Genomic DNA, 15,784 nt, shown 5'->3' on the forward strand with positions numbered 1-15,784 from the left:
GCCTCCGTCCGGCTCGATCCGGGTGGAGGTTTTTCCGTATGAGCGAACTGAGCATTCGACCGGTGGGCCCCGGGGACCGTTCCGCCCTGGAACGGCTGTGGCCCCTCTTCCAGCACGACCTGTCCGAATTCACCGGTGCGCTGCCCGACGCGCGGGGCCGCTTCCGCCGGGAGCGGCTGGACCTGGCGCTGAGTGACCCCGGCTGGTGCGCCTACCTGTTCCGGCTGGGAGAGGTCCCCACCGGGTTCGCCTTGGTCCGGGCGCTCGACGAGGAGGAGCGGGTGCTGTCCTCGTTCTTCCTGCTCCGGCCGGTGCGCGGGCGCGGGCACGGACTCGCCGCGGCGGCCCGGGTGCTGCGGGCGCACCCCGGCCGGTGGGCGGTGTACTACCAGGAGGCGAACCGGGCGGCCGCCGCGTTCTGGCCGCGGGTGGCCGCCGAGGTCGGCGCCCCCGGGTGGGAGGTCGGCGAGCGGCCGGTCCCCGGCCGCCCCGACCTTCCACCGGACCGCGTCGTCCGCCTCCGAGTCGGCGGATGACCCCGGCCCGCGACCCATCCCCGCCTGCGGGGAACTGACGACGCCGACCCGCGCGAGGTACTGGACACCATCGGTCCATCCCCGCCTGCGCGGGGCTCACGTGGCGACCAGTGAGCAGATCATGCGGGGCTGGGGTCCATCCCCGCGTGCGCGGGGGTCACGCGGGGTTTTCGGCGCTGTCCGGGCAGGTGAACGGTCCATCCCCGCCTGCGCGGGGGTCACAAGAGCGGCATGCAGGCCTGGGTGCTGCTGCCCGGTCCATCCCCGCCTGCGCGGGAGTCACACGAAGGCGTCGATCCACGCGCCGTGTTTCTTCGGTCCATCCCCGCCTGCGCGGGGGTCACGGGGGAAAAGGGGTGACGCAGGAGATTTACACCCGGTCCATCCCCGCCTGCGCGGGGGTCACGAGCATGGACGCGAGCACGCCCAGGCCGTCGGCGGTCCATCCCCGCCTGCGCGGGGGTCACCACGACACCGCACTGGTGGTCGCCGCCGTGGCCGGTCCATCCCCGCCTGCGCGGGGGTCACTCGCCCTCGGGCCCATACGGCAGTACGAAGATCGGTCCATCCCCGCCTGCGCGGGGGTCACAGTTAATGACCTGGGATAACGCGGTCCATTATCTCCGCGAGACCTACTGGCGGGTTAAGAAATGACCTAATCCGGCCACATCCACCAAACGCCTGCGGAAGCTCGCACACCCGCGTTAACTTCAATCTCCACACCATGCTCTCATGACCTCTGGAGCACACCCGGATGCCTCCCCCTCCCCCACCCCCTCCCCCCGATCCCTCCGATGACCCCACCTATATCGACCTCGATCTGTGGGCCAAAGAGCGCAACCTCCAAGGCAGCCGCTACCCCTACATCCTCCACGCCCTCGACGCCACCGCCGCAGCCCTGAGCCTCTGGGACGCCTTCCTCTCCCCCGGTGTCAGGCGCGGCATCGCGGACGGTCTCGGTGTGGACGAGTCCCGCGCCCGCGCGCTGGTGGCCTTCTGGGCCGGCTGCCACGACATCGGAAAACTCATCCGGGAATTCCAGGAGCAAATCCCCGTCGCCCTTTCCTCCTATCCCCACGAACACCCCCCGGCGACAGGAGCGGACATTCCTTCGTCACCCACCAATGGCTCACCTCCGCCCTCCCCCGTTTCGGTTATCCGGGCGAAGACGAATACGTCGCCGACCTGGTGGCCCAACTCCTCGGCGGGCACCACGGTGTCTATCCCGACCCCCTCGACGAATACACGACGCACCGCTTCGCCGAGGGCCCCTGGTCGGAGCAGCGCGAGCGCGCCACCCTGCTGGTCCGCGAGGCCGCCGGCTCTCCCGAGCCCCCCGAACGGTTGAAGGCCGCCATCGCCCCCCTCGTCTGCGGGCTGGTCATCCTCGCCGACTGGCTGGTCAGCCAGGAGCACTTCCTCCTCGCCCAACTGAAGACACCTCCCGCCGACGGCAGCCGTCCCGCGCTCCTCGCCCGCTTCCACGCCTCGCTCCCCGCCGTCACCCGCTTGGTCGACGACGCGGGCCTGCGCCCCCTCACCACCTCCCCCACGTCGTTCGCCGAGTCCTTCCCCTCGATCGACACCCCCAACGGCCTCCAGGCCTCACTCGCCCGGCACCTCCCCGACCTTTGCTCCGACGGCGGCCTGGTGCTCATCACCGCCCCTCCGGGCGAGGGCAAGACCGAGGCCGCCCTGCACGCCGCCGACCTGTTGGGCGCCGCCACCGGCCACCACGGCCGCTTCCTCGCGCTCCCCACCATGGCCACCGCCGACCAGATGTACGGCCGCCTGCGCGAGTACGCCCTGCGCCGGGCCGACGTCCGGGCTCCCCTCGCCCTGCTGCACTCCATGGCCTGGCTCAACCCCGAGTACGCCCCCACCGACGAAGAGCTCTCCGAGCCCGACGGGCTGGCCCCCACCACCTGGCTCATGAAGTCCAAACGCGGCCTGCTCGCGTCCTGGTCGACCGGCACCATCGACCAGGCACTCATGGCCGCCCTCCCCGCACGGCACAACGCGGTGCGCATGCTCGGCCTGTCGGGAAAGGTCGTGATCGTGGACGAGGTCCATGCCGTGGACCCGTACATGCAGATGCTCCTGGAACGCCTCCTGCACTGGCTCGGCGTCTACGGCGTCCCCGTCGTCCTGCTGTCCGCCACCCTGCACCACTCGGTGGCCAACGCCCTGGTCAAGGCCTATGTCTCCGGCTCCAAGGGCAAGGTGAAGCGCTCCGCACCGCCGTTCGTCGAACGGATCGCCTACCCCGGCTGGCTGCACGTCCACCCCGCCACCGGTGAGGTCACCGCCACCCCCGAGCCCTTCACCACCACGGAACGGCACCCTCTGAAGGCGGACCTGGTCCCCGTCCCCCTCCAAGACGGCCGGCCCGACCGGGAGCAGGCCCTGCGCGAACTCCTGGGCCCCCTGGTCGCCGAGGGCGGCTGCGCGGCCGTCATCTGCACCACCGTCGCCGAGGCCCAGCAGACCCGGGACCTGCTGGCCGAGTGGTTCTCCGGCATGGACTCGGCGCCCGAACTGTTCCTCCTGCACTCGCGCTTCCCCCAGGAACAGCGCACCTCGATCACCGCGGAACTCACCCACCGGCTGGGCAGGAAGGGCGCCGCGGAGAACGTCCGCCCCGAGCGGGCCGTCATCGTGGCCACCCAGGTCATCGAGCAGTCCCTGGACCTGGACCTCGACCTGCTCATCACCGACCTGGCCCCCATCGGCCTGCTGCTGCAGCGCGCGGGCCGCTGCTGGCGGCACGAGCACCTGGGTATCGTCACCCGCCCGGCCTGGGCGAACGAGCCCCGAATGGCGGTCCTGGTCCCCCGCGAGGAGCAGAGCAGGGGGCACCTCCCCAAGTCCTGGGACTACATCTACACCGCCTCCCTGCTGATGCGCACCCACTCCCTGTTGGCCCGTCGGGGTGACCGGCCGATCAGGGTTCCCGAGGACGTCCAGTCCCTGGTGGACGACCTGTACGACGACGCCTCCCTCATCGAGGACGTCGACGCCGACATCAAACGCATCGGGGAGGAGCTGGCCCTGCGCACCCACGGCCGCAACGCGGTGATCCCCACCGCACGGGACCTGCACGCGGACCTGTCCCCGCTCACCAGGTCCGACCTCCCCATCGGCGAGCACTTCCTGGCCACCCGCTTCGGCGCCGACTCGGTGCGGGTCCTGTGCTGCTACCGCGACCCGCACGGCGGCCTGTGGCTGGACGCCGGGCTGACGCGGCGCCTCCCGGGGGCCGGTGCCGACGGCCGTATGGACGGTGACGACCTGCGCGCGGTCATGGCCCGCACCATCCCCATGCGCGCCACGCACGACACGGAACCGCCCCTGGCGGAGGCCAACCGGGTCCCGAAGGGGTGGGAGGACGACTACCACCTCCACGACCTGGTGCTCCTCGTCCATCCGGTCGACGCGGACGGCAGGGCCGGTGAGGCCCTCCTCGGCGACAGACGCCTGTTCCTCCATCCCGACAACGGCCTGGAGTACCGCACCTGACCCGCGCCCGGCCACCCGGACGCCTTCCCATTCCGCATTCCGAGCGACCCTCCCCACGGAGCGACGGTGACCCCACCCTCATACGACCTGGTGACGCGGCCCTGGCTGCCGGTCAGAACGGCCGACGGCACGCCCGCACCCCAGGTCGGGCTGCGCGAGCTGCTGTACCGCGCACACGAGTTCTCCGACATCGAACTCCCCCTCCCCCCGGCCTCCGCCCAGCTGTGGCGGGTGCTGACCCTGCTGGCCGCCCGCGTCACCGGCCTGGACTGCGGTGACGACGCCGCCGAGTGGTACCGGGCGCGCCGCGGAGTCCTCGAGGCGGGAGGGTTCGACCGGACCCGGGTGGACGCCTACTTCTCCGGCCTCCCGAACCGGTTCGACCTCTTCCACCCCGAGCGGCCCTGGTCGCAGGACCCCCGGCTGCGCGAGCAGTGCTCCAAGACCTCAGGCGTCAACAAGCTCGCCTGGGGCCGCACCGCCGGCCAGAACCAGGTGTGGCTGGGCGGCCATCACCACGACCTGGCCCCGGTCCCCCTGCTCCCCGACGAAGCGGCCTGGCACCTCCTCGCCACCCTGGGGTACGGCCCCTCGGGGCGCTGTACCTCCCGCACGGTCGACGGCCGCTCCGAGGCCAACAGCACGGCCGGGCCCCTGCGCGGAACCGTGTCCTACCACCCCCTGGGCCGGAACCTGTTCCAGAGCCTGGTCCTCAACATCCCCTTCGGTTCCGACAACGAGGACGAACCCGGTGACGTGGAACCCGCCCCCTGGGAGCGGGACGGCCTCCCTGACCCGCTGGGCGCGCCGGAGGAGTCCACCGGCCTGGCCGGCACCCTGCTGAACCAGGCCTCGCACGCGGTCCTGCTGGTGCCCGACCCGGGCGGCGACAAGGTCGTGGACGCCTATGTCACCTGGTCGCGCCGGGACCGGCCGGTCCCGCCCACCGACCCGTACCTGATCCACCAGACCAGCAAGGACGGCCGCCGGTACGCGCGTCCCGCGGACGCGGCGCGTGCGGTCTGGCGCGACCTGGACTCGCTGCTGTCCGAGGACATCCGGGACGAGTTCCGCCCGAGGCTGTTCGACCACCTCACCAAGCAGGCGCGCCTGTCCGAGGACCTCCGCAAAGGCATGCGGCTGCGCGCCTTCGGCTTCGACCAGGACGGGCAGACCCGCGACCGCCAGTGGTTCACCGCCACGACGCCGCCGGTGCTGCGCTGGCTGGAGGACTCCTCCGACACCTCCGAGGAGGCGGTCAGGGCGCGACTGCGCATCCGGCTCGCCCGGCGTTCCGCCGAATCCCTCGGGTACCGCCTGCGCAAGGCCCTCACGGACGCCTGGAAGGAGGGCAACAGCCCCTCGGGCGGCTCCGCGCGCACCGACACCGGAACCGGCCCCTGGCTGCGGCGCGGCCTGTCCCATTACTGGTCCACCGCCGAGAAGGAGTTCTGGCGGATCGCCTTGGACGAGGAGGCCGAAGGCCCCGGTGTCTCCTTCTCCCGCCTGGCTCTGGCCGCCTATGACGAGGTGACCGGCCCCTACTGCTCCCGCCCCCGGGTGGCCGCCGTGGTCGAGCACCACCGCCGGCACCTGTTCCACCGCAACCCCGCCCGCCGCACCGACCGAGGAGAGACCTCTTGAGCACCGAATCCGAGATCCTCCGCGCCGCCGACCGGATGGTGAAGAGCCTCGAAGAGAGGGTGCGCGACGAACCCGCGGTGCGGGCCACCCTGCGCCGGGCCGCGGGCAGGCGGGTGGACGACCCCGCCGTCCTGCCCGTGCACACCTTCGTCGCCCGCTACCTGAACGGGCCGCTCACCCACCTCGAGAGCGACCCCAGCACCCGTCGGCGGACTCCGGAACAGGATGTGGAACGCGCCTTCTACGGGGTGGCGGCGATGATCGCCGCCCAGCCCCGCCGGGCCCGCGACCGGAAGGCCGCGGAGGGAACGGAAGAGGCCGAAAGCACCGGCGGGGACGCCCGCGACACCCTGCCGGAGGAACCCGGCCCCTCTTCCTCCCCGGGCACCGGCAGAGCCCCGGGCACCGGGCAGAAGGGCACCGACCCGTTGCGGCGCGGCTCCAACCTCGGGGCGATGATCGGCAGGGCCGTCACCGAGGGCCGGCTCAACGGGGAGACCACGGAGGGGCGCCTCCACCTGTTGTGCCGCCAGTCCGTCGACGGCGTGCACTCCCAGCTCCCCCGCCTGGTCCTGCACGCCCGCGACAGGGACATCGACATCGACTGGGGCCGCCTGACCCTGGACCTGTCCCGCTGGGGCGGCGACCGCGACGCCGTCGCCAAGGAGTGGGTGCAGTCCTACCACCGCGTCATCGAGACCGAACGGGCACGGCGGGAGAAAACCCCCGCGGACCCGAACACCACCGACGAAACCGACGAGGACACCGCCGCATGAGCACCCCCGAGTTCCTGGACGTCCACGTCCTGCACACGCTCCCCTACTCCAACGTCAACCGCGACGACCTCGGCTCTCCCAAGACCGTCGTCTACGGCGGCACCGAGCGCACCCGCATCTCCAGCCAGAGCTGGAAGCGGGCGGTCCGCCACCAGGTCGAGGAACGCCTCGGCGACCCGGCCGTGCGCACCCGGCGCATCGTCGGGGAGATCGCCCGGCGGCTCACGGCCCTCGGGTGGGAGGCCCCTGTGGCCGAGCAGGGCGCGCGCCAGGTCGTCCTGTCCGCCGCCAAGGGCGGGATCAAGCTGGAGAAGGAGAAGGAGGGCGAACCGCCCGCCACATCCGTCCTCTTCTATCTCCCCGTCTCCGCCATCGACGCCCTGGCCGCCATCGCCCACGAGCACAAGGACGCCGTGGCCAAGGAGTCCGCGAAGAAGACCCCCAAGGGGATCCTGCCCGCCGACGACATCGTGGCCGTACTGCGCTCGCGCAATGCCACCGTCAACCTGTTCGGCCGGATGCTCGCCGAACTGCCCTCCACCGAGGTGGACGGCGCCGTGCAGTTCGCGCACGCCTTCACCACCCACGGCACCAGCGTGGAGGTCGACTTCTTCACCGCCGTCGACGACGTCCCCAAGGAGGACGACCACGGCAGCGGCCACATGAACGTGGGCCAGTTCAGCACCGGCACCTTCTACCGCTACGCCAACATCGACCTGCGCGGGCTGCTGCGCAACCTCGACGGGGACGCCGCCACGGCCCGCGAGCTGGTGTCGGAGTTCCTGCGTGCCTTCTTGGGAACTGTCCCCTCGGGCAAGCAGAACGCGACCGCCGCGATGACCCTGCCCGACCTGGCCCACGTGGCGGTGCGGTCGGACCGCCCGGTGTCGTTCGCCCCCGCCTTCGAGGCCGCGGTGCGCAACACCGAGGGGTTCGGTGCGGCCTCCGTCGGCAGGCTGAGCGAGTACGCCGGGAAGATCAACGAGCTCTGGTGGCCCGAAGCCGTTCTGGCCTCCGTGCATGCCGGGATCGACGACAAGCCCGTGCAGAACCTCGGTGACCGGGTCTCCGGCTACCCGAAGCTGGTCGACACCGCCGTGGCCGCCGCCTACCCCGGGGACGGGTCGTGACCGGTCTGCTGCTGCGCCTGGCCGGGCCGATGCAGAGCTGGGGGGAGCACAGCGCGTTCGGCGATCGCGACACCCTGTCCTTCCCCACCCGGTCCGGGCTGGTGGGCATGTTCGCCGCCGCGCAGGGGGTCGGGCGGGAGGACCCCCTGGAGCGGTACGACGGGCTGCGGCTGACCGTGCGGATCGACGCACGCGGGCTGCACATGACCGACTTCCACACGGTCGGCGGCGGCCTGCCCCGGGAGCGGACGGTGCCCACGGCCGAGGGCAAACGGCGCCCCGAGGGCGCCACCACCATCGTGACGCGGAGGTCGTACCTGGCCGACGCGGTGTTCACGGTGGCCGTCACCGGCCCGGGAGCAGGGGAGATCGGGCGGGCGCTGCTGTCGCCGCACTGGCAGCCCTACCTGGGGCGGCGGTCCTTCGTGCCCGATCCCCTCCTGGTGCTGCGCACCGGGGTCCCGGACCCGGAGCACGAACTGCGCACGTCGGTCCCGTTGCCGCACCGACGTGTCCCCGACGGGGACACGACCGTGGCGGTGGAGATGGTCTCCGAGCAGACCCCGGGCGGAGGCGGAGGCACGGACACCCGGACCGTGCTCAACGACGTCCCCCGTTCCTTCGCCTCGGCCCACCGCCGGTACGCGAGCCGGGAGGTCCGAGTGGAGGAGGCCGACCTGCCCGCGCACCTGGTCGCCACCGACCGCCACGACTACCGGAAGCGCCTGTTCTCCTACGTTGAGGAGCACCGTTGACCTGGCTCACGAAGATCACCCCCGACCTGTCGTCGCGGCGGGCCCGCGCCGCCTTCTCCAACGCCGGGGAACTGCACCGTCTGCTCATCGACCTGGCCTCCGAGCACCTAGGAGAGGAGACCATGCCCTCCCCCCGACAGCACGCCGGGATCCTGTTCCGGGTGGACGAGGCGCGCACCGGTCCGGTGCTGCTCGCCCAGAGCCATGGCCGGCTCGCCGTGGACCGGCTCGGCGACGGGTTCGGGCAGGCCGCCGAACGCGACCTCGCGCCCTTCCTCGCCGGGTTGGAGAAGGGCCGGGAGGTGCGGTACCGGTTGGCCGCCACCCCCTGCAAGCGGCTCGGCAAGTCGGAGAAGAACGCCGAACGCCTCGGGGAGCGCGCCCGGCCGGGCGTGAACGCCTACACACGGCCGCTGTACGGGGCCGATGCCGAGCAGTGGTGGCGCGAGCGCGCGGAGCGGTGCGGCCTGGAGCTGCGCGAGGTGCGGAGCACCGGCATGGGCCCGGCCCTGGACCCGGGTCGGAGCGGGAGGCGCAAGGTGCGCCTGCACATGACGAGGTTCGACGGGTACGCGGTCGTCACCGATCCCGAGGCGGTGCGCGGGGCCGTGGTCGAGGGCGTGGGGCGCGGCAAGTCGTTCGGCTGCGGAATGCTCAGCCTCGCGTCGGCGGAGTGGTGAGGCCGGTGACCGCGACGAACGAGGCGCAGGCGCGCAAGGCGCTGGCCCGGCCGACCCTGGCGATGCTGCCGAAGGTCTCGGACAACCTGTCGTTCCTGTACGCCGACATCTGCCGCATCGTGCAGACCGACACCGGGGTGTGCGCCGAGGTCGCGGCGGGGGCCGGGACGGTGCACCGGGTCCCGATCCCGACGGCCTCCCTGGCCTGCCTGCTGCTGGGCCCCGGAACCTCGATCACGTCACCGGCGCTGGCCACCTTCATGCGGCACGGGACGACGGTGGTCTCCTGCGGGTCGGGCGCCATCCTGCACTACGGGAGCCTGGTGCCCGAGAGCCGGACGACCCTGTGGCTGGACCGTCAGGCGCACGCGTACACCGACAAGGCGGCACGGCTCACGGTGGCCAGGCGGATGTACGAAATGCGGTTCGGGGAGGAGGTGGAGGAAGGGATCGGCATCGAGAGGCTGCGGGCCCTGGAGGGGCAGCGGATGAAGGCCCTCTACCGGAGCCTGGCCACCAAGCACCGGGTGAAGCCGTTCAAGCGCAACTACGATCCGGCGGTGTGGGACGAGCAGAGCCCGGTCAACAAGGCGCTGTCGGCGGGGAACGCGGCGCTGTACGGGGTGGTGCACTCGGTGATCGCGCACCTGGGGTGCTCGCCCGCCATGGGGTTCGTGCACGCCGGCAAGCAGCAGTCGTTCGTGTACGACATCGCGGACCTGTACAAGGCGAAGACGACGATCCCCCTGGCCTTCTCCCTGCACGATGCGGAGAACCCGGAGGCCCGGGCGCGGACCCTGCTGCGGACGGAGTTGAAGCTGTACCGGATGATCCCGCGCATGGTGCGGGACATCCAGGTGCTGCTCGACCCGGAACTGGAGGACGAGGAGGACGACGACGGTCCGGTGCCGACGCGGTGGCGGGTGGTCGACCTATGGGACCCCGTCCTGGGCGCGGTCTCCGGCGGGGTGAACTACGCGGGGGAGGCGAACTGATGGGGTCGATGGTGGTGATCTCCACGACCGCGGTACCGGACCGGGTGCGCGGTGCGCTGTCCCGGTGGATGATCGAGCCGGATACGGGGCTGTACGTGGGCACGATGAACGCCCGCGTACGCGAGAGGCTGTGGGCCGCGGTGAGCGAGTCCGTGGGGGATGGCGCCGCCGTGTGCCTGCACACGGTCGACAACGAGCAGGGGTACGTCGTCCTGACGGCGGGTGAGCGGCGTCGGCGGGTGGTGGACTTCGACGGCCTGCAACTGGTGAGGTTCACCGCGCCGGTCGAGGAGGAGGATCCCGCCTGGCTCGCCGAGGCCCCGGAGGGGCTGGGGGGTGCGGAGGAGCCGGAGGGTCCAGAGGTGTCGGAGGGCCCCGGAACGCCGGGGGTTCCGGAAGAGGACGGCGGCTAGCGCGCCCTGCCGGTGCGGGGCTCGTGAGGGGCGCTTTCGTCGTTCCTGGGATGCTGTCTTCACCCGCCCGGCTGGAGTCGCGACCCCGGCGGCGCTCAGCCACGATCGGCTCCACGTGAGAAGCGGTGGAGCGGACCCCGGATGGAGAGGACATCCGGGCCCGCCCCTCCCGGAATCGTGCACCGTACCCCCGAGGAAAGAGAAGCATGAGCACCAAAGTCGCCGTCTGGTTCACATGGGCGGCGCTCGCCGTCGCTGGAATCGCCCTGCTGCTCGGCGCCGCCTGGTGGGCGTGGTGCATCTGGGCTGCTCTGGTCGTAGGGGCCGCCGTCCTGCACACGCTGGCGTACCGGGCCGGCCTGATGTAGCCCGGGGGCAACGGCGCCCTGTCCTCCCTAGGGGGCGGGGCGCCGTCGACCCCTTCCGGTCCATCCCCGCGTGCGCGGAGCTGACAAGCAGTACCTGTCCCCTCCCGGGGCCGTCCGCGGTCCATCCCCGCGTGCGCGGAGCTGACGCGTTGAGCGCCCACTGGGCGGTCGTCCACAGCGGTCCATCCCCGCGTGCGCGGAGCTGACTCCCACTCCGGCAGGAAGTCCTTCGGCTTCGCCGGTCCATCCCCGCGTGCGCGGAGCTGACCAGGCGGCCGATGTAGTCCTCGCTGACGTCCGCGGTCCATCCCCGCGTGCGCGGAGCTGACACCGAGGCCGGGATCGCCAACCACAGGGCGATCGGTCCATCCCCGCGTGCGCGGAGCTGACTCGGGCTGTGGCTCATGGCCGCACCTGCGAGCCGGTCCATCCCCGCGTGCGCGGAGCTGACCTAGATGCTATTGACATGCTGTCATAGCAGCACGGTCCATCCCCGCGTGCGCGGAGCTGACTCCGCGCTGCCCCCGGGCGACCCACGTCTCCACGGTCCATCCCCGCGTGCGCGGAGCTGACAGCCCGCAAAGAAGCCCAGGCCACGGCCTGGGCGGTCCATCCCCGCGTGCGCGGAGCTGACAGTTAACGACCTGGGGAAACGCGGAGCGTTATCTCCGCGTTATGAAAGATCTGGCACGTACCACTCTCTGCCCTGAACACTGTCGCACGCGGACCCCACCAGCTCAAAGCGAGGATGTACAACTGGCTGGAACACGACTCGTCCAAGAGCAGGTAGGCGAGGCAGCCACTATCACCACCGGCCCATCCCCACCTGCGCGAGGCGGCCCCCAGGCACAGGTGCGCGTATCGGGTGCGGCCCGGTTCATCCCCGCGTGTGCGGGGCGGACCTCAGCTTCACCGCCGAGCAGCGCGGAGACGCCGGTCCATCCCCGCGGGGCGGGGCTGGCTGGGGATGACCTGGGGCGACGCGGGACACGGCTACGCCCCCAGGGTCGGGTAGTCGAGGTAGCCGTGGTCGTCGCCGCCGTAGAAGGTGGCGCGGTCGGGCCGGTTGTACGGTCCCCCGGCGGCGAGGCGGGCCGGGAGGTCCGGGTTGGCCAGGAAGGCCGAGGCGAAGGAGACCAGGTCGGCCCCCGCGTCCGCCAGGGCGTCGGCGCCCGCCTCGTGCGGCGGGAGCGGGTCCTCGTCGCGGTGGGGGTTGAGGACCAGGGTGTGCGGCCACGCCGCGCGCAGCGCGCGGGTCAGGTCGCGGCGGCCCGGGGCCTCGACCACGTGCAGGTAGGCCAGCGGGATCTCGCGCAGCTCCTCCAGCAGGGCCGTGTACAGGGCGAGGGGGTCGCCCTCCTCGATCCCCTGGGAGGTGCTCGCCGGGGACACGCGCAGCGCCGCCCGGCCGGGTCCGAGGGCGTCGGCCAGGGCGCGCACGAGTTCGACGGCGAACCTGATGCGCCCGCGCACCGACCCGCCCCACTCGTCCGTGCGCAGGTTGGCGCTGGTCGAGAGGAACTGCTGGGTCAGGTAGCCGTTCGCGCCGTGCACCTCGACGCCGTCGAAGCCCGCCGCGAGGGCGTTGCGGGCCGCGTCGACGTGCTCCCGGATCACCCCGCGGATCTCCCCGGCGGTGAGCTCGCGCGGCACCACGGGGTCCTTGCGGCCGGTGGGGGTGTAGATCTGTCCCGGCGCCGCCACGGCGGACGGGCCGACCGGCCGCAGGCCGCGGACGTCCGGGTGGCCGACCCGGCCGGCGTGCATGAGCTGCGCGAAGAACAGGGCGCCGTCGGCCCGGGCCGCCTTGACGACCGGCTTCCAGCTCTCGGCCTGCTCGGCGGTGTGCAGGCCGGGCGTGTCCGGGTAGCCCTGGCCGGTGAGGCTGGGCTGGACACCCTCGGTGACGATCAGGCCCGCCGTCGACCGCTGGCCGTAGTACCGGGCCATGGAGTCGGTCGCGTGGCCCTCGGGGGTGGCCCGGCTGCGGGTCATGGGCGCCATGGCGATCCGGTTCGTCGTCCGGGCCGACCCGATGGTCGACGCCTCGAAGAGTGTCGGCATGTTCTCTCTGTCTCCTGGGGGGCTGTACGTCTCGGCCGGGGCCGTTCCCGTCGGCCGGCCCGGGCTCCCCGGTCCGGCCGTTCGGAGGGTACGGGGAGCGTCCGGACGCGTCACCGCCGGGGTGGCGGTCCGGCCCTCCCCGGCCCGGGCGGGTGGCGTCCGGGCGGTGGGGTGGTGGACACGGGCGGGCCGGTGGACGAGGGTGGCGGTACCGCGAGCGCGCTCGCGGACGCTCACCGTTCGGAAGGGGACGATCTCCGTGTCGCAACGAGTCCGGGGCGTGGTGGCCCGCGCCGTGGGGCAGCCCGTCGAGCTGACGACCATCGTGGTACCCGATCCGGGTCCCGGGGAGGCCGTGGTCGCCGTCCGCACCTGCGGGGTCTGCCATACCGACCTGCACTACCGGGAGGGCGGCATCAACGACGACTTCCCGTTCCTGCTCGGGCACGAGGCCGCCGGGGTGGTGGAGGCGGTCGGCGAGGGCGTGACCGACCTGCGGGCCGGGGACTTCGTGGTCCTCAACTGGCGGGCGGTGTGCGGCCGGTGCCGCGCCTGTCTGCGCGGCCGCCCCCAGTACTGCTTCGACACCCACAACGCGGAGCAGAAGATGACCCTGGAGGACGGCACCGAACTGTCCCCCGCCCTGGGCATCGGGGCGTTCGCCGACAAGACCCTGGTGGCGGCCGGGCAGTGCACCAAGGTGGACCCGCAGGCCTCCCCCGCGGCGGTGGGGCTGCTGGGCTGCGGCGTCATGGCCGGGATCGGCGCGGCCGTCAACACCGGGGGCGTCACCCGCGGCGACTCGGTGGCGGTGATCGGCTGCGGCGGTGTGGGCAACGCGGCGATCGCCGGGGCGAGCCTGGTCGGGGCGCACCGGATCATCGCCGTGGACGTGGAGGAGCGCAAGCTGCGGTGGGCGCGGGGCTTCGGCGCGCACCACACGGTGAACGCCGCCGAGACCGATCCGGTGCAGGCGATCCGCGACCTCACCGGCGGGTTCGGAGCGGACGTGGTGATCGACGCCGTGGGCACGCCGCGGACCTACGAGCAGGCGTTCTACGCCCGCGACCTGGCCGGGACGGTGGTGCTGGTGGGGGTGCCCACCCCCGACATGCGGCTGGACCTGCCGCTGCTGGACGTGTTCGGCCGGGGCGGCGCCCTGAAGTCGTCGTGGTACGGCGACTGCCTGCCCTCGCGGGACTTCCCGGTGCTGGTGGACCTGTACCTGCAGGGGAGACTGGACCTGGACGGGTTCGTGAGCGAGCGGATCGCGCTGGACGAGGTGGAGGAGGCGTTCGCCCGGATGGAACGCGGTGAGGTGCTGAGGTCGGTGGTGGTGCTGTGAGCGGCGCGCGGGTGGAGCACCTGGTCACCTCCGGGGTGTTCGCCCTGGACGGCGGCGAGTGGCAGGTGGACAACAACGTCTGGCTGGTCGGAGACGACTCCGAGGTGCTGGTGGTGGACGCCCCGCACGACGCCGACGCGATCGCGGCGGCGGTGGGCGGGCGCCGGGTGGTGGCGATCGTGTGCACGCACGCCCACAACGACCACGTGGACGCGGCGCCCGCGCTGGCGGACGCGGTGGGGGCGCCGGTGCTGCTGCACCCGGACGACCGGGTGCTGTGGGACATGGCCCATCCGGACCGGGAGCCCGACGGGGCGCTGGCCGACGGGCGGGAGATCACGGTGGCGGGGACCGTGCTGCGGGTGCTGCACACCCCGGGGCACACGCCGGGCGCGGTGTGCCTGTACGCGCCCGGGCTGGGCACGGTGTTCAGCGGGGACACGCTGTTCCGGGGCGGTCCGGGGGCCACCGGGCGGTCGTTCTCGGACTTCCCGACGATCATCGAATCGATCCGGGACCGGCTGCTGGGGCTGCCGCCGCACACGGTGGTGCGCACCGGGCACGGCGACCCCACGACGATCGGCGAGGAGGCCCCGCACCTGAAGGAGTGGATCGAGCGCGGGCACTGACCACCGGGCGCGGGCGCCGACAGGCCGTGGGCGCCCGCGGCCGCCCGCCGTCCGGGGCGGGGCCGGGTCCGGCCCCGCCTCAGCCTGACGCGGTGTCCACCATGGCCCAGGCGCCCGGGTCGGCCGGGTCGGAGGTGAAGGCGTAGCGGACCGTGTCCCGGTCCATCGCCAGCAGGGTCACCGACCCGGTCGCCCACACCTTCCCGCCGCCCAGGTCGGCGTGGGCGATGAGGCCGCCGGGGTCTCCGCTGTCGTCCAGGCCCGCCGAACGCGGCGCGGCCTTGGCCGCCTCGGTGATCAGCCGCGGCCACTCCCCCCAGACCTCCTCGGGCGTGCGGGCCGCCGCCAGGCGCGGGTCCGGGCGGGTGCGCGCGAACTCGGGCGTGTGCCGGGCCGCCCGCGGGTCGGCCGGGTCCAGGCCGGTGTTGACGATGACGCTCACCCCGGCCGGGATCCGCCGGGTGTCCAGGCAGCGCCCGTCCCAGCTGTACAGGTCGGCGTGGTGGGCGTCCGCGTCCAGCAGGTGGAACGGCGCGTACAGGGTCGGGTCCTCGCCCTGGAGCGGGTCGCGGACGGGGTGGGTCAGGGCGCGCAGCGGCAGTTCGCCGCGGCTGGCCGGGTAGGTGCCCTCCCAGGGCATCTTCCCGTCCCAGGGCCACCCGTTGAGCAGCGCGGCGGTGCGGGGCCGGCCCGGGTCCACCGCCAGCCAGGTGCCGCCGGCCAGGCGGTCGCGTCCGCCGACGAACCCCGGCCGCTCCGGCCAGTGGCGCCCGGGCCCGTCCCAGGGGCGGTCGCGCATCTCGTCCCGGATGGCGGCGATGACCAGGGGTGTGTCGGCGTCGGGGTCGAAACCGACGATGACGGTGCACATGTGGACCTCTACCTACCCGTCTCTCCGGGTCCCCGCGGTGGGACCTCGAAGGCTGGGAA

General features: G+C 72.8%; 14 protein-coding genes, 1 pseudogene and 2 CRISPR repeat arrays. Of the genes and pseudogenes, 13 read left to right on the forward strand and 2 right to left on the reverse strand.

Translation table 11 applies throughout. From position 1 onward, the window contains the following. The first annotated feature begins 38 nt into the window (after nucleotides 1-38). The 11 genes and pseudogenes from K1J57_RS30135 to K1J57_RS30180 all read left to right on the forward strand — a co-directional run bounded on the left by K1J57_RS30135 (nucleotide 39) and on the right by K1J57_RS30180 (nucleotide 10,816). Nucleotides 39-536: a GNAT family N-acetyltransferase gene (locus K1J57_RS30135; protein WP_220562077.1), complete on the forward strand. Its 498-nt coding sequence runs from the start codon at nucleotides 39-41 to the stop codon at nucleotides 534-536. Nucleotides 537-546: 10 nt separating this feature from the next. Then, nucleotides 547-1,125: a CRISPR direct-repeat array (repeat unit 29 nt; unit sequence CGGTCCATCCCCGCCTGCGCGGGGGTCAC). Nucleotides 1,126-1,290: 165 nt separating this feature from the next. Continuing rightward, a pseudogene (locus K1J57_RS34215) lies at nucleotides 1,291-1,545 on the forward strand (HD domain-containing protein); the annotation flags it as partial. A 26-nt stretch (nucleotides 1,546-1,571) separates the two neighbouring features. Next, nucleotides 1,572-4,055, forward strand: a complete 2,484-nt coding sequence (cas3, locus tag K1J57_RS30140) for a CRISPR-associated helicase Cas3' (protein ID WP_255647262.1) — start codon at nucleotides 1,572-1,574, stop codon at nucleotides 4,053-4,055. Nucleotides 4,056-4,121: 66 nt separating this feature from the next. Next, nucleotides 4,122-5,699, forward strand: a complete 1,578-nt coding sequence (gene casA, locus K1J57_RS30145; RefSeq protein ID WP_255646710.1) for a type I-E CRISPR-associated protein Cse1/CasA — start codon at nucleotides 4,122-4,124, stop codon at nucleotides 5,697-5,699. Next, a complete protein-coding gene (gene casB, locus K1J57_RS30150) occupies nucleotides 5,696-6,475 on the forward strand; it encodes a type I-E CRISPR-associated protein Cse2/CasB (protein ID WP_220562079.1) in 780 nt (259 codons plus the stop codon). The genes casA and casB overlap by 4 nt, the downstream gene beginning before the upstream one ends. Further along, a complete protein-coding gene (gene cas7e, locus K1J57_RS30155; protein ID WP_220562080.1) occupies nucleotides 6,472-7,605 on the forward strand; it encodes a type I-E CRISPR-associated protein Cas7/Cse4/CasC in 1,134 nt (377 codons plus the stop codon). The genes casB and cas7e overlap by 4 nt, the downstream gene beginning before the upstream one ends. Continuing rightward, nucleotides 7,602-8,360 (forward strand): type I-E CRISPR-associated protein Cas5/CasD, encoded by a 759-nt coding sequence (cas5e, locus tag K1J57_RS30160; protein ID WP_220562081.1) that lies wholly within the window; start codon nucleotides 7,602-7,604, stop codon nucleotides 8,358-8,360. Before cas7e ends, cas5e begins: the two co-directional genes overlap by 4 nt. Beyond that, nucleotides 8,357-9,040 (forward strand): type I-E CRISPR-associated protein Cas6/Cse3/CasE, encoded by a 684-nt coding sequence (locus tag K1J57_RS30165; protein ID WP_220562082.1) that lies wholly within the window; start codon nucleotides 8,357-8,359, stop codon nucleotides 9,038-9,040. Before cas5e ends, K1J57_RS30165 begins: the two co-directional genes overlap by 4 nt. 5 nt (nucleotides 9,041-9,045) lie before the next feature. Then, a complete protein-coding gene (gene cas1e, locus K1J57_RS30170; RefSeq protein WP_255646711.1) occupies nucleotides 9,046-10,035 on the forward strand; it encodes a type I-E CRISPR-associated endonuclease Cas1e in 990 nt (329 codons plus the stop codon). Next, nucleotides 10,035-10,448, forward strand: a complete 414-nt coding sequence (gene cas2e, locus K1J57_RS30175) for a type I-E CRISPR-associated endoribonuclease Cas2e (RefSeq protein ID WP_220562083.1) — start codon at nucleotides 10,035-10,037, stop codon at nucleotides 10,446-10,448. Before cas1e ends, cas2e begins: the two co-directional genes overlap by 1 nt. A 206-nt stretch (nucleotides 10,449-10,654) precedes the next feature. After that, complete coding sequence (locus tag K1J57_RS30180) at nucleotides 10,655-10,816, forward strand: hypothetical protein (RefSeq protein WP_220562084.1); 162 nt, start codon at nucleotides 10,655-10,657, stop codon at nucleotides 10,814-10,816. A 56-nt stretch (nucleotides 10,817-10,872) separates the two neighbouring features. Continuing rightward, nucleotides 10,873-11,450: a CRISPR direct-repeat array (repeat unit 29 nt; unit sequence CGGTCCATCCCCGCGTGCGCGGAGCTGAC). Between the two features lie 359 nt (nucleotides 11,451-11,809). Here K1J57_RS30180 and K1J57_RS30185 read toward each other — a convergent pair. Next, on the reverse strand, nucleotides 11,810-12,880 hold the full coding sequence (locus tag K1J57_RS30185; protein WP_220562085.1) for an alkene reductase: 1,071 nt from the start codon (nucleotides 12,878-12,880) through the stop codon (nucleotides 11,810-11,812). A gap of 259 nt (nucleotides 12,881-13,139) precedes the next feature. Between K1J57_RS30185 and K1J57_RS30190 the strand changes: the two genes are divergently transcribed. Continuing rightward, nucleotides 13,140-14,225, forward strand: a complete 1,086-nt coding sequence (locus K1J57_RS30190) for an S-(hydroxymethyl)mycothiol dehydrogenase (protein WP_220562086.1) — start codon at nucleotides 13,140-13,142, stop codon at nucleotides 14,223-14,225. Then, nucleotides 14,222-14,854 carry an MBL fold metallo-hydrolase gene (locus tag K1J57_RS30195; RefSeq protein ID WP_220562087.1) on the forward strand — a complete coding sequence of 211 codons (633 nt, stop codon included), beginning with the start codon at nucleotides 14,222-14,224 and terminating at the stop codon, nucleotides 14,852-14,854. The genes K1J57_RS30190 and K1J57_RS30195 overlap by 4 nt, the downstream gene beginning before the upstream one ends. A gap of 79 nt (nucleotides 14,855-14,933) precedes the next feature. Here K1J57_RS30195 and K1J57_RS30200 read toward each other — a convergent pair whose 3' ends face one another. Next, on the reverse strand, nucleotides 14,934-15,725 hold the full coding sequence (locus tag K1J57_RS30200; protein ID WP_220562088.1) for an NRDE family protein: 792 nt from the start codon (nucleotides 15,723-15,725) through the stop codon (nucleotides 14,934-14,936). Nucleotides 15,726-15,784: the final 59 nt, after the last annotated feature.

It is taken from the genome of Nocardiopsis sp. MT53 (assembly GCF_019598965.1).
GTDB lineage: Bacteria > Actinomycetota > Actinomycetes > Streptosporangiales > Streptosporangiaceae > Nocardiopsis > Nocardiopsis changdeensis.

Bases quoted from the DNA above. Each gene is read 5' to 3' on its own strand.
- K1J57_RS30135 (WP_220562077.1), top strand. From the start codon at position 39: ATGAGCGAACTGAGCATTCGACCGGTGGGCCCCGGGGACCGTTCCGCC.
- cas7e (WP_220562080.1), top strand. From the start codon at position 6,472: ATGAGCACCCCCGAGTTCCTGGACGTCCACGTCCTGCACACGCTCCCC.
- cas2e (WP_220562083.1), top strand. From the start codon at position 10,035: ATGGGGTCGATGGTGGTGATCTCCACGACCGCGGTACCGGACCGGGTG.
- K1J57_RS30180 (WP_220562084.1), top strand. From the start codon at position 10,655: ATGAGCACCAAAGTCGCCGTCTGGTTCACATGGGCGGCGCTCGCCGTC.
- K1J57_RS30185 (WP_220562085.1), bottom strand. From the start codon at position 12,880: ATGCCGACACTCTTCGAGGCGTCGACCATCGGGTCGGCCCGGACGACG.
- K1J57_RS30200 (WP_220562088.1), bottom strand. From the start codon at position 15,725: ATGTGCACCGTCATCGTCGGTTTCGACCCCGACGCCGACACACCCCTG.